The sequence below is a fragment of the Pseudomonas sp. NBRC 111124 genome, from assembly GCF_001320245.1.
Lineage (GTDB): Bacteria > Pseudomonadota > Gammaproteobacteria > Pseudomonadales > Pseudomonadaceae > Aquipseudomonas.
Genome location: NZ_BCBA01000013.1, coordinates 172,775 through 186,142, shown reverse-complemented (window position 1 = coordinate 186,142; position 13,368 = coordinate 172,775). Strand labels below are relative to the sequence as shown.

12 protein-coding genes are annotated in these 13,368 nt (G+C 61.7%); all 12 read left to right on the top strand.

Annotated features, from left to right (window positions below; all coding sequences use genetic code 11):
- Nucleotides 1-25: 25 nt before the first annotated feature.
- The 12 genes from APH28_RS07455 (at nucleotide 26) to APH28_RS07405 (ending at nucleotide 13,264) form a co-directional block, all read left to right on the top strand.
- Nucleotides 26-763 carry a cephalosporin hydroxylase family protein gene (locus APH28_RS07455; protein WP_060508313.1) on the top strand — a complete coding sequence of 246 codons (738 nt, stop codon included), beginning with the start codon at nucleotides 26-28 and terminating at the stop codon, nucleotides 761-763.
- 37 nt (nucleotides 764-800) lie between these two features.
- Complete coding sequence (locus APH28_RS07450) at nucleotides 801-3,725, top strand: TIGR00180 family glycosyltransferase (RefSeq protein ID WP_082432272.1); 2,925 nt, start codon at nucleotides 801-803, stop codon at nucleotides 3,723-3,725.
- Between the two features lie 261 nt (nucleotides 3,726-3,986).
- Nucleotides 3,987-4,922 carry a ketoacyl-ACP synthase III gene (locus APH28_RS07445; protein WP_060508312.1) on the top strand — a complete coding sequence of 312 codons (936 nt, stop codon included), beginning with the start codon at nucleotides 3,987-3,989 and terminating at the stop codon, nucleotides 4,920-4,922.
- A gap of 7 nt (nucleotides 4,923-4,929) precedes the next feature.
- Nucleotides 4,930-5,067 (top strand): hypothetical protein, encoded by a 138-nt coding sequence (locus APH28_RS28570; protein WP_156340870.1) that lies wholly within the window; start codon nucleotides 4,930-4,932, stop codon nucleotides 5,065-5,067.
- A gap of 106 nt (nucleotides 5,068-5,173) precedes the next feature.
- Nucleotides 5,174-6,025 (top strand): flagellin domain-containing protein, encoded by an 852-nt coding sequence (locus APH28_RS07440; RefSeq protein WP_060508372.1) that lies wholly within the window; start codon nucleotides 5,174-5,176, stop codon nucleotides 6,023-6,025.
- A gap of 72 nt (nucleotides 6,026-6,097) precedes the next feature.
- Nucleotides 6,098-6,475, top strand: a complete 378-nt coding sequence (locus APH28_RS07435) for a flagellar protein FlaG (RefSeq protein WP_060508311.1) — start codon at nucleotides 6,098-6,100, stop codon at nucleotides 6,473-6,475.
- 80 nt (nucleotides 6,476-6,555) lie between these two features.
- Nucleotides 6,556-7,962, top strand: coding sequence for a flagellar filament capping protein FliD (fliD, locus tag APH28_RS07430; RefSeq protein WP_060508310.1), 1,407 nt, complete (start codon nucleotides 6,556-6,558; stop codon nucleotides 7,960-7,962).
- Nucleotides 7,963-8,115: 153 nt separating this feature from the next.
- A complete protein-coding gene (gene fliS / locus APH28_RS07425; protein WP_060508309.1) occupies nucleotides 8,116-8,511 on the top strand; it encodes a flagellar export chaperone FliS in 396 nt (131 codons plus the stop codon).
- A gap of 17 nt (nucleotides 8,512-8,528) precedes the next feature.
- Nucleotides 8,529-8,825 carry a flagellar protein FliT gene (locus APH28_RS07420; RefSeq protein WP_060508308.1) on the top strand — a complete coding sequence of 99 codons (297 nt, stop codon included), beginning with the start codon at nucleotides 8,529-8,531 and terminating at the stop codon, nucleotides 8,823-8,825.
- 167 nt (nucleotides 8,826-8,992) lie between these two features.
- Nucleotides 8,993-10,468, top strand: coding sequence for a transcriptional regulator FleQ (gene fleQ / locus APH28_RS07415; protein ID WP_060508307.1), 1,476 nt, complete (start codon nucleotides 8,993-8,995; stop codon nucleotides 10,466-10,468).
- Between the two features lie 202 nt (nucleotides 10,469-10,670).
- Complete coding sequence (locus APH28_RS07410) at nucleotides 10,671-11,888, top strand: PAS domain-containing sensor histidine kinase (RefSeq protein ID WP_060508306.1); 1,218 nt, start codon at nucleotides 10,671-10,673, stop codon at nucleotides 11,886-11,888.
- Nucleotides 11,888-13,264, top strand: a complete 1,377-nt coding sequence (locus APH28_RS07405; RefSeq protein ID WP_060508305.1) for a sigma-54 dependent transcriptional regulator — start codon at nucleotides 11,888-11,890, stop codon at nucleotides 13,262-13,264. The genes APH28_RS07410 and APH28_RS07405 overlap by 1 nt, the downstream gene beginning before the upstream one ends.
- Nucleotides 13,265-13,368: the final 104 nt, after the last annotated feature.

The following is a 13,368-nucleotide window of genomic DNA, read 5'->3' as shown; positions in this document are numbered from 1 at the left end:
GGCCAACACTTTCAAGAGGCACCCCATGAGCGACAAGACAGCACAACAGGCCTTCGCCGAAGAATGCCAGGCCGAGATCCGCGACCAGGGCAACAACACAGCCCTGTGCGAGTTGGCGCAGACCTTCTACAACGAATCGGCCAAGCACAAGTACACCTACCATTTCAGCTGGATGGGGCGCCCGATCATCCAGCTGCCCCAGGACATGGTCGCCATGCAGGAGCTGATCTGGGCGCACAAGCCTGACTTGATCATCGAGTGCGGCATCGCCCACGGTGGCTCGATCATCTATTACGCGTCGATGATGGAGCTGGTTGGCCACGGTGAAGTGCTGGGCATCGATCGTGACATCCGCCCGCACAACCGTGAGGCCATCGAAAGCCACCCGATGTACAAGCGCATCAGCATGATCGAAGGCTCCAGCATCGATCCCGCCGTGGTCGAGCAGGTGCGCGCGCGGGCCGAGGGCAAGAAGGTCATCGTCGTGCTCGATTCCAACCACACCCACGAGCATGTGCTCGCCGAACTGCGTGCCTACGCACCGATGGTTTCGCCGGGCAGCTACTGCGTGGTGATGGATACCGTGGTCGAGGACATGCCAGCGGACGCCTTCCCAGACCGCCCTTGGGGTGTCGGCGATAATCCGCGCACGGCGGTGTGGGCCTACCTCAAGGAAACTGAAGATTTCGTCATCGATGCCGCCATTCACGACAAGCTGCTGATCACCGTGGCGCGTGATGGCTACTTGCGCCGCGTGCGCTGAACCCACGACCCCCGCCGGACTACGCGCAGGAATACCTATGCAGGCTCATCCACAGCATCCGAGCGATGCGTCGCTCAAGGACCGCCTCACCCTGGTGGTGATCACCCACAACCGCCCAGCGTTTTTGCGCCGGGCCTTGTACTTCTATCGCAATTACCCGGCGACTATCCTGGTGCTGGATTCGTCGCTCCAGGCGGACCAGGCGATCGTCGAAGAATTCCCGCAGGTCGATTACCGCCACCTGCCGCAGTTTTCCTACGCGGGGTTGCAGGACAAGCTGACCTATGGGGTCAACGAGGTACGCACGCCGTTCATGACCTTCGCGGCGGTCGATGATTTCCTGCTGCATGACGGCCTGACCCGCTCGGTGGAGTTCCTCGAACAGCACCCCGACTATGGCGTGTGCCATGGCTACGGCATGATGTACCTGGGACGCGGGACCCAGGTGGACTTCTACAAGCGCGACAATATCGTCCAGGAAGATTATTGCGCCGCACCCGAGCAGCGTCTGATCGAGTTCATGGGCCAGTTCCTGCCGCCGTTCTATGCGGTCACTCGTACCGGCCTGCTGCAGCAGTGGTACGGCCTGCTGCCGCCGGGCACCAACTTCGAGTGGCAGGAAATCGGTCACACGTTCTACCTGCTGGCCAATGCCAAGGCGCGGATCCTGCCGATCCCTTACGCGGTGCGTGAGGTCAACTATGGCGGCTCCGAGCACGGAACCAACGTGCTCACGGTGCTCGCCCTGCAGGACGCCAAGTCGCGCCAGGACCGTGAAGCCTTTGCCGAATTTCTCGCCTCGATCCCGACGGCGCTGAGCGTGCGGGGGCCAGACGAGGTCAAACGTATCGCTCTGGAAAGCTTCCAGGCCATGACCGAGGGCCTGATCAGCGGCCGCGCGCTGCAGGGCTGCGTGATTGTTCGCTCGCACTGGAAACTGCCAGAAGCGACGCCGAGGCGGATCTTTGGCGAGCATCAGTTCGTCGAGTTGCCGTTCTACAACAAGCCGATGTTCGACCTGCTGGCCGAACTCGAACTGCTGATCCACACCATGCCGGCAGGCCGTCAGCAGTTGATCGAGCTGGAGCCGATCCTGCTGCGCCAGTGGCAGTTGATGCAGGTCAACGGCAATGATGATGCGCGGACCCAGCGCAGTCGTTTGTGGGAAGCATTGACCTTGAGTCCGTTCAACCGCACGGTCGTGCAGCGCCTGATCGCCTCGCTGGAGGAGGCCGGCGACGAAGCCGAGGCCGCACCGCTGCGCAGCTGGTTGCAGCGGCTTGAGTCGGTGCCATGTTACGACAGCCAGGCGCTGCTCGACAGCTTGCCATCGGGTCGCCTGCTCAACTGGTTGCAGGCCCGTGAACCGGATGCCGAACAGGCTCGCCGGGCCTTCGAGCGCCTCGCGCAACATCAGGGTGGCCCAACCTTTGGCATCCTCTTGCTCGATCTTGACGCCGATATGGCCAAGCTGCAGGTTACCTTCGATAGCCTGATGAATGGCCATGCGCGTGCCTTCAAAGTCGTGGTGCTGACCACCGGTGAGCCGCCGGCCGTCACCCGCGCGCAGCAGACCGTGCATTTCGTCAAGGTCACCCGGCAGGATTACGTTCAACGCATGAACGCGGCCGCCAGCCAGTTGGGCACTGACTGGGTGATGCTGGCCGAGAGCGGTGATCGCTTTACCAGCACCGGCCTGCTGCGTGCCGGCCTGGAGTTGTTGGGCGTGGACGGTGTGCGCGCGGTGGCCATGGACGAGTTGCAGGCCCAGGGCGACGGTTCGCTGCGCGAAGTGCTGCGCCCGGGCGTGAACCTTGACCTGCTGCAGAGTGTACCGGGCCAGATGGCGCGCCATTGGCTGGTGCACCGCGACTTGTGGCTGGAGGCAGGCGGGTTCGATGCGCGTTATCCGCTGGCACTGGAGTTCGACCTGTTGCTGCGCCTGATCGGCCAGGCCGGCACGTCGGGCTTCGCCCACCTCGCCGAACCGTTGCTGATCTGCGCAGCGCCAGGCAACGAAAGTCACGACCAGGAGCGCGCCGTGCTGGCCCTGCATGTCACGCAACGCGGCTACAGCGCGGCGGTCGGTTCTGCCTGCCCCGGCACGTTGCAGATCGATTACCGCCACGCGGAGCGCCCGATGGTATCGATCCTGCTGCACTGCCAGGACAACTTCGATGAGTTGCAGGCGTGCATGGTCAGTGTGATCCAGCGCACCCGCTACCAGAATCAGGAGATCCTCATCGCCGACAACGCCAGCCGTTCGCCCGAGTTGCGCGACTGGTTGGGCAGCCTGCAGGCAGCTGGCAGTCGGGTGCGGGTGATCCGCAGCGAGCAGGCGCTGGCGCCAGTAGCCATGCTCAACCTGGCCAGCCGCGAAGCACGTGGGGAATACCTGGTAATGCTTGACAGCGCAGCCGAAGTGCTCAACGCCAACTGGCTCGAAGGGTTGCTTAACCAGGCTCAGCGACCGGAGGTCGGGGTGGTAGGGGGGAAATTGCTGAGTCCCCAGGGCAAGGTTGTCGAAGCTGGCTTGGTGCTGGCGGGTGACGCCGGCGTGCGTGCCGCGTTTGCTGGTGAAGCCAAGGATGCCGCGGGTTACATGCAGCGTCTGCAAGTCGAGCATGGGGTGGCGGCGGTGTCCGGTTGCATCATGCTGCGTGCCGAGTTGCTGCGGGCAGCCGGTGGCCTCGATGAGCAGGCGCCAACGGTGCGCGCGGCGCAGGTCGACTTGTGTCTGCAGGCAGCTGCTGCCGGCTTGCTGGTGGTGTGGACGCCGCAGGCTCAAGCACTGCGCCATGGCCAGGTCAGTGAAGATGCCATGGCTTGCGCAGTGATGCGTGAGCGCTGGGCTCAGGCGCTGGCTCAGGACCCCTGCTATAACGCCAGCCACAGCCGTGAAGGCCAGCTCTTCAGCCTTGATGAGGCGGGTCGTGTCGAGTGGCAGGCATTGATCGCCTGATACTGGCTTCACGGTTTTACCGAGCCATGGCCGCCCTTGGGTGGTCATGGCTTTTTTGTGGGTGATGAACAGTCTCGGTCGATTCGACAAAAAGCGCGTGACTTGGGAGTCATAACGCGCATCTTCACTGTATATTGTCGAAACCGGGAACCGCCGTGTCGCCCCCGGACAAGCCGCCAGGGATCGGGATCAACCGTATCGCTTGGCGTTTTGCCGTTTGGCCCAGGCGGGTATTTCGCTGTTACTGAATTGGGAAGCCATATGATTGGCATTAAAAGCATCGCCAGTTACGTGCCGACTGAAGGCGTGGACAACTACGCCCAGGGCGCGAAATTCGGCAAGGACCAGGATTTCATCTTCGGCAAGATCGGTTCGACCTTCTTGCCGCGCAAGGAAGCCGCTCAGGAAACCTCCGACCTCTGCGTAGAGGCCGCGAAAAACCTGTTCGCCGCCAATCCATCGCTGGACCCGGCAAGCATCGATGCGGTGATCGTGGTCACCCAGAACGGTGACGCCGAGGGGCTGCCGCACACTGCGGCTATCGTCCAGCACAAGCTTGGCCTGCCTACCGCGATTGCTGCTTTCGATATTTCCCTGGGCTGCTCGGGCTACGTGTATGGCTTGTATGCCATGAAAGGCTTCATGGAAGCTGCAGGCTTGAAGAATGGCCTGCTGATCACCGCCGATCCGTATTCGAAGATCGTCGATCCAGAAGATCGCAATACCACAATGCTGTTCGGCGATGCCGCCACTGCCACGTGGATGGGCGAGGGTGCAGCCTGGCAGCTGGGCAAGTCGCTGTTTGGCAGCGACGGTGCCGGTGCCGAGCATCTGCGTACCACCGATGGCAAGTTCTTCATGAACGGGCGCCAGGTCTACAACTTCGCGTTGGTAAAGGTGCCGGCGCACCTGCAACAGTTGCTTGAAGCCAGCGAGCTGCAGGCTGGCGACATCGACCTGTATTGCCTGCACCAGGGCAGCGCAGCGATCGTTGACGCCGTGTCGGCGCGCTTCATCGAAGGTGAGCACAAGCAGAAGTTCGTCAAGGATATGGTCGAGACCGGCAACACCGTGTCGTCGAGCATTCCGCTGCTGCTGGAAAAGCACGTGCTGAACTCCCAGCACAAGCGTGTGGCCCTGAGCGGCTTTGGTGTGGGCCTGTCTTGGGGTTCGGCCATTATCGAGCGCGTTGACTGAGCAGGTCATGCTGAAACAGACGCCGCCGTTTCCAGGCGGCGTTTTTGTTTCTGTCGATCGGCCGCTGCCGCCTGTATTCTGGCGTCAACACCTTGATTTCATTGGGCTGGCAGGATGCCAGCAAAAATTTTCGAAAATCCGCTAAAGAAACCCGCCCTGACGAAGATAACTATTACGAAGGTTCTCTGTGCCACACCCGGCGAATTGCCAAGGCCGGAAGCCGTAGTACCCAATCCAACGAGGAATTCGTCATGGCTTTGACTGTTAACACCAACACCACCTCTCTGGGCGTTCAGAAAAACCTGAACCGTGCTTCCGATGCTCTGAGCACCTCGATGACCCGTCTGTCCTCCGGCCTGAAAATCAACAGCGCCAAAGACGACGCCGCCGGCCTGCAGATCGCTACCCGCATGACCTCGCAGATCCGTGGTCAGACCATGGCTATCAAAAACGCCAACGACGGTATCTCGGTTGCCCAGACCGCTGAAGGCGCAATGCAAGAGCAGACCAACATCCTGCAGCGTATGCGTGAACTGGCAGTTCAGTCGCGTAACGACACCAACAGCAAGGACGACCGCGACGCGCTGAACAAAGAGTTCGCGCAGATGTCGGACGAACTGAGCCGTATCGCTAACTCCACCCAGCTCAACGGCAAGAACCTGCTGGACGGTACCGCTGGCGTTCTGACCTTCCAGGTCGGTTCCAACTCCGGTGCCAGCAACCAGATCAGCATCAGCCTGGACAGCGGTTTCGACGCTGCTACCCTGAGCGTTGACTCGGCTACCATCGCCATCACCGGTTCGACTTCCGCCGAAGCCGAAGCCAGCATGAACGCTGCTCTGGACGCGATCGACAAAGCTCTGCAAACCATCAACACCACCCGTGCTGACCTGGGTGCTTCGCAGAACCGTCTGACTTCGACCGTCAACAACCTGCAAAACATCAACGAAAACGCCGAAGCCGCTCGTAGCCGTGTACAGGATACCGACTTCGCCGCTGAAACTGCCCAGCTGACCAAGCAGCAGACTCTGCAGCAAGCTTCGACTTCGGTTCTGGCCCAGGCCAACCAGCTGCCATCCGCTGTACTGAAGCTGCTTCAGTAATCGCTGATGGTGACCGGCGGGGGAGTGCACAATGAGGCGCTTCCCCGTCTTTTCATTGCGAGGTGGTAAGTCATGGACATGAGCGTCAATAACAACCTGTCCTACCCGACTGCTCGACCGACCGCCCCGGTCGCCGACAAGCCGGTTGCTGCCCAGTCGGCCGAAAAGCCAAGCAGCAGTACGACAGTGGAACCGAAGAAGGTGACCGCTGCCGAACAGTCAAATGAAGCCGAAAAGGTGAAGAACGCTGTTTCGCAGATCGAGAAATTTCTCAGCGAAAGCAAGCGCAACCTGGAATTTTCCACGGATGAACAGTCCGGCCAGGTCGTGGTGAAGGTCATCGCCAGCGCGACGGGAGAGTTGATTCGCCAATTGCCATCGGAAGAGGCGCTGCGAATAGCCCATAGCCTGAACGATGCAAGCAGTCTTTTGTTCGACGCCAAGGTCTGATCGGCGGCGAGTGCCATCAAGGCAGGATTCATGTCAGTCTTGCGAAGCAGGATTGACGATTCAGATAGAGGGATAACGCTATGGCGAGCACACTGGTTTCCAGTATCGGTCAAGGTACTGGTCTTAACATCACCGACATGGTCAATGCATTGGTCTCCGCCGACACTGCCGCCAAAAAGGCGCAGATTACCCGGCAGACCAGCAACAATACCGCCATGATTTCCGGTGTGGGCTCGCTGCGCAGTGCCCTCACGGCGTTTCAGGACGCCATGAAGAAACTCAACGATTCGACCAAGCCGTCGTTCAATGCCTACGCGGCGAAGTCGGCCAACGAATCGGTGGTCAAGGTGACCGCAGGCAACACCGCGGTGGCAGGCACCTATGACATCATGGTCAACAAGCTGGCAACCGGCTCGAAGGTAGCCAGCCAGTCGTTTGCCGGAGGGTCGAGCTCGGCCATCAGCGCCGGCCAGCTCAGCGTCAGCCAGGGTGGCAATACCTGGAAGCTCGACATCGCCAGTGGTGCTACCCTGGAAAGCGTGCGCGACCAGATCAACAAGGAGCTCGGCGTCCAGGGTATCTCGGCCAACATCGTCAATGGTGAGGGTGGTGCCCGCCTGGTGCTCAGTTCGACCACCACCGGCGCCGGCAGCGACCTTTCGCTCAGCGGCATTGCGGAACTGGAAATCGACGGTACGACCAAGATGACGGCTGGCGGCGCCGGCTACATCACCGGCCTGGCCCAGGACGCCGAGCTGACTATCGATGGCCTGAAGGTCACCAGCGCCAAGAACACCATCGACAATGCCATCAGCGGCATGACCCTGGAACTCACCGGCACTTCGCCTGTGGGCAGCACCACGGGTACCAGCGTCACGGTGTCGGCGGATAACGACGGCCTGCAGAAGTCGATCCAGTCGTTCGTGGACGCCTATAACACCTTGCAAAAGTCGATCACTTCGCTGACGTCGACCTCCAAGGATAGTAACGACAACCTGGTGCTCGGCCCGCTGACCAACGACCCTACGACTCGCTCGCTGGTAAACGATATCCGCAAGGTGCTCTCGGAAGTGGGTGCGGGCAGTCAACTGACCACGCTGAGTCAGCTGGGTATCAATACCACCAAGGACGGCACCCTGGAGTTCAACTCCACCAAGTTCACGGCTGCAATGAGTGACAAGAAACTGGGTTCGGAGGTGCAGGTGCTGTTTACCGGCACCAACGGCATCTTCGAACGCATGAACAAGGCCATCGACCCCTACAACTCTACCAATGGCAGCCTTGCCACGCGCAAAGCCAGCCTGGACAAGGTGGCCAAGAGTCTGGCTGACCAGCAGTTGGCGCTGGACCGTCGCACGGAGTCGCTGACCGAGTCGCTGACCAAGAAATTTGTGGCAATGGATACGGCGGTGGCCAAGCTCAACGCCCAGGCCAATCAGATCAAGTCGGTGTTTGATGCCCTCAATGCCCAGGCGAAAAACTCCTGACAGGCATCGCGGCGCGTAGAAGCAAAGAAAGCGACAAAAGCCCGGCAGCGTGAGCAAACGCGCCGGGCTTTTTCGTTTTGCCGCTAAAGTTTTTTGACGTCTCGGCGATACACAGGGTACAAGCAACCTTTTTCGCTGCAACGAGGTAGATCCATGAACCCGATGTTGGCCCTTCGGCAATACCAGAAAGTCAACGGCGTGGCCCAGACATCCGAAGCCAGCCCGCACCGCCTGGTACAGATGCTCATGCAAGGCGGACTCGATCGCATGGCCCAGGCCAAAGGTGCCATCGCGCGCAACGATGTCGCCCAGAAGGGTATTTTGATCGGCAAGGCCATCGACATCATCGGTGGCCTGCGCGAAGGCCTGGACCTGGAAAACCACGCTGACAGCCTGGCCGAGCTGGACAGCCTGTACACCTACATGAGCCGCCGCCTGATCGAGGCCAACGCAAAGAGCGACCCGGCGATCATTGACGAAGTTGCGCGCCTGCTGATTACCGTCAAGGAAGGTTGGGACGCCATCGGCGACCAAACGTCGGCTTCCTGAGCCAAGAGGAGGGTGTCATGAGCGATGTAATCGCCCGGATCGAACAGACGCGTCAGCTGTTGCTGACGGCCTTGGAGAAACGCGACTGGGATGCAGTGGGAGAACTGGATCTCGATTGCCGCCTGCGCATCGACGATGTGCTGGGCGAAGCGCAGGGGCAAGAAGCCGATGTTCGCGACAGTCTGGAGCAGTTACTGGTCGTTTATCGGCAATTAATCGACATTGCAAGTGGCGAGCGTCAATCGATAGTCGACGAGATGACACAAATCCGTCAGGCGAAAAACGCCGCTAAGGTATACCATCTGTTCAGCTGACCACAGATGTACAGAAAAGCGTGCGCCATTAATTTGACTGCATGGTTTTTTTTGACTTTACTAGTGGCTGTTTTCGAATTTCAGACGTCCGAACACTGACCATTCAGTCGGAGATGTCGAGCATGCCCTGACAAGGGCGCCGATATGACTAGGGAAGTTGCTATTGCATGTGGCGTGAAACCAAGATTCTCCTGATCGATGACGACAGCGCCCGCCGCCGCGATCTGGCGGTGGTCCTGAACTTTCTCGGCGAAGATAACCTCCCATGCTCCAGCCAGGATTGGCAGCAGGCAGTAGGGAACCTGTCTTCGAGTCGTGAAGTGCTCTGCGTGCTGATCGGTACCGTCAATGCCCCAGGCAGTGTGCTTGGGTTGCTTAAGACAGTGGCTGGGTGGGATGAGTTCCTTCCGGTTCTGCTGATTGGCGAAATTTCTTCTGCGGACTTCCCGGATGAGCTGAGGCGTCGGGTGCTGTCCAACCTCGAGATGCCGCCGAGCTACAGCCAGCTGCTCGATTCGCTGCACCGTGCCCAGGTCTACCGCGAGATGTACGACCAGGCCCGCGAGCGCGGTCGTCAGCGCGAGCCCAACCTCTTCCGCAGCCTGGTCGGCACCAGCCGTGCCATCCAGCATGTGCGGCAGATGATGCAGCAGGTGGCCGATACCGACGCCAGCGTGCTGATCCTCGGCGAGTCCGGCACCGGCAAGGAAGTGGTTGCGCGCAACCTGCACTACCATTCCAAGCGCCGCGAAGCGCCGTTCGTGCCGGTCAACTGCGGGGCGATCCCGGCCGAGTTGCTCGAGAGCGAGCTGTTCGGCCATGAAAAGGGCGCGTTCACCGGGGCGATCACCAGCCGTGCCGGGCGTTTCGAGCTGGCCAACGGCGGTACCTTGTTCCTCGACGAAATTGGCGACATGCCGCTGCCGATGCAGGTCAAGCTGCTGCGTGTGCTGCAGGAACGCACCTTCGAGCGCGTGGGCAGCAACAAGACCCAGAGCATCGACGTGCGCATCATCGCCGCGACCCACAAGAACCTCGAAACCATGATCGAGGACGGGACGTTCCGCGAAGACCTGTACTACCGCCTCAATGTGTTCCCCATCGAGATGGCGCCACTGCGCGAGCGCGTGGAAGACATCCCGCTGCTGATGAACGAGCTGATCTCGCGCATGGAGCACGAGAAGCGCGGTTCGATCCGCTTCAATTCGGCCGCGATCATGTCGCTGTGCCGCCACGGCTGGCCGGGCAACGTCCGCGAGTTGGCCAACCTGGTCGAGCGCATGGCGATCATGCACCCGTACGGGGTGATCGGAGTGTCGGAGCTGCCGAAGAAGTTCCGCTACATCGATGACGAGGACGAGCAGCTGGTCGACAGCCTGCGCAGCGACCTCGAAGAGCGCGTGGCGATCAACGGCCACACGCCGAACTTCAGCAACCCTGCGATGTTGCCGCCAGAAGGCCTGGACCTGAAGGACTACCTCGGTAGCCTTGAGCAGGGCCTGATCCAGCAGGCGCTGGACGATGCCAACGGTATCGTTGCTCGCGCGGCTGAACGTTTGCGTATCCGCCGGACCACCCTGGTCGAGAAGATGCGCAAGTACGGCATGAGCCGCCAGGGCGGCGAGGATCAGGTGGAAGACTGATTGCGCCTGTGCCGGCCTCTTCGCGGGCAAGCCTGCTCCCACAGGATCACCACAAAGGCGAACATTGTGGAGTCCCTGTGGGAGCGGGCTTGCCCGCGAAGAGGCCTGGCCTGTAGACGCAAATCCCCTTCCCCGGCACGGCTATTGCTACACCGCTGGCACCACACCGTTTTTATGACGGTCAGCCATGCGAGAGAGCACGATGCCCCAGGCCGCCCACTTTTCCCGAGTCCCTGATCCGCAGGGGCGTACCCCGGTCGAACAGGAGAGTCGACAGGGGCTGGAGCAGGCATTCGCCCTGTTCAATCAGGTGTCCTCCCAGCTCAACCAGTCCTACAGCATGCTCGAAGCCCGTGTCAGCGAGCTCAAAGGCGAGCTGGCGGTGGTCGGCGCGCAGCGCATGGCCGAGCTGAACGAAAAGGAGCGCCTGGCCAACCGCCTGCAGAACCTGCTCGACCTGCTGCCAGGCGGGGTGATTGTGATCGACGACCAGGGCCTGGTGCGTGAAGCCAACCCGGCCGCCTGTGAATTGCTCGGCGAGCCTGTGGTTGGTCAGCTATGGCGCCAGGTGATCGCGCGCAGCTTCGCCCCGCGCAAGGACGACGGCCATGAGGTCTCATTACGCGACGGCCGTCGCCTGTCCATCGCCACCCGCTCGCTGGATGCCGAGCCCGGCCAGCTGGTGCTGCTCAACGACCTGACTGAAACCCGCCGTCTGCAAGACCAGCTGGCCCGGCACGAGCGCTTGTCTTCGCTCGGGCGCATGGTCACCTCGCTGGCGCACCAGATCCGTACGCCGCTGTCGGCGGCCATGCTCTATGCCAGTCACCTGGCTGATGGCGAGCGTGAGCTCGCGCCAGAAACCCGCCAGCGCTTCGCCGGCAGCCTCAAAGAGCGCCTGCATGAGCTGGAGCACCAGGTGCGTGACATGCTGGTGTTTGCCCGTGGTGAACTGCCGCTGGGTGATCGTTTGACCCCCAAGGCGCTGTTCCAGGCGCTGCAGCAAGCGGCTCAGCCCCACGTGCAAGGGCATGCTGTGCGCTGGCAGTGCGACAGTCATCTGGGCGAGTTGCTGTGCAATCGCGACACCCTGGTCGGCGCCTTGCTCAACGTGGTCGAGAACGCCTTGCAGGCCAGTGACAGCCCGGCGCGGCTGAAGGTGCACCTGTTCCGCCGTGAACGTACCTTGCACCTGAATATCAGCGATGCGGGCAGTGGCATCGATGCCGAATTGCTGGGGCGTCTGGGCGAACCGTTCGTGACTACCAAAGCCACTGGAACCGGGCTTGGGCTGGCGGTGGTCAAGGCTGTGGTGCGTGCGCACCAGGGCAAGCTGCAGCTGCGCTCGAAGGTCGGGCGTGGCACCTGTGTAAAAGTTGAGTTGCCGTTGATCGACGGGCAGGCAACGGAGGTCGTGTGATGGCAATCAAGGTGCTGCTGGTCGAGGATGACCGCGTATTGCGCCAGGCGCTGGGCGATACCCTGGAAATCGGTGGCTTCGCCTTCGATGCGGTCGGCAGTGCCGAGGAGGCGCTGGAGGCCGTGGCGGGCGAGGCCTACAGCCTGGTGGTCAGCGACGTGAACATGCCGGGCATGGATGGTCATCAGTTGCTGGCGCAGCTGCGTCGTCATCATCCCCAGTTGCCGGTGTTGCTGATGACTGCCCACGCGGCCGTCGAGCGTGCCGTGGAGGCCATGCGCCAAGGGGCGGTGGATTACCTGGTCAAGCCGTTCGAACCCAAGGCCTTGCTTAGCCTGGTCGAGCGCCATGCCGCCGGGCGCCTGGCGGCGACCGACCCTGAAGGGCCGGTGGCCTGCGAGGCCGCCAGCCGGCAGTTGCTGGAGCTGGCTGCGCGTGTGGCGCGCAGCGATTCGACCGTGCTCATTTCTGGTGAGTCGGGTACCGGCAAGGAGGTGCTGGCGCGCTATATCCACCAGCAGTCGCCGCGGGCGGCGCAACCCTTCGTGGCCATCAACTGTGCAGCGATCCCGGACAACATGCTCGAGGCCACGCTGTTCGGTCACGAGAAGGGTGCCTTCACCGGTGCCATTGCCGCCCAGGCTGGCAAGTTCGAACAGGCCGAGGGCGGCACCTTGCTGCTCGACGAAATCTCCGAAATGCCCCTGGGGCTGCAGGCCAAGCTGCTGCGCGTGCTGCAGGAGCGCGAGGTGGAGCGGGTCGGGGGGCGCAAGCCGATCGCCTTGGACATCCGGGTGCTGGCCACCAGCAACCGCGACATGGCGGGCGAAGTGGCGGCGGGGCGCTTCCGCGAAGACCTGTACTACCGCCTTTCGGTGTTCCCGCTGGCCTGGCAACCGCTGCGCGAGCGCAGTGGCGATATCCTGCCGCTGGCCGAGCGCCTGCTGGCGCGCCACGTGGCGAAGATGAAGCATGCGCCGGTACGGCTGTCTGCCGAGGCATGCGCCTGCCTGCAGGCGCATGCCTGGCCGGGCAACGTGCGCGAGCTGGACAACGCCTTGCAGCGGGCGTTGATCCTGCAGCAGGGCGGGGTGATCGAGGCGGCGGATTTTTGTCTGGCGGGCGCCATTCCATTGTCGGCTGGAACGACAGCCATTGTTTCGCCATCACCTGCCGAGGTGGCGGTGGATTCGGGTGGCCTGGGTGATGACATGCGTCGCCATGAATTCCAGATGATCATCGATACCCTGCGCGCCGAGCGTGGGCGGCGCAAGGAAGCGGCTGAAAAGCTGGGCATCAGCCCGCGTACTTTGCGCTACAAGCTGGCGCAGATGCGTGATGCCGGGCTTGATGTGGAAGCCAGCCTGTTCGGCTGAGGCATTCATTTATATGTCTGCAGTGCGGGCTGGCACACGTGTTGCTAGTTCAGGGGTATCCGCCGCATGAGTGTCAAAAAAATGCGGCCGCCGGAGAGAGAAGG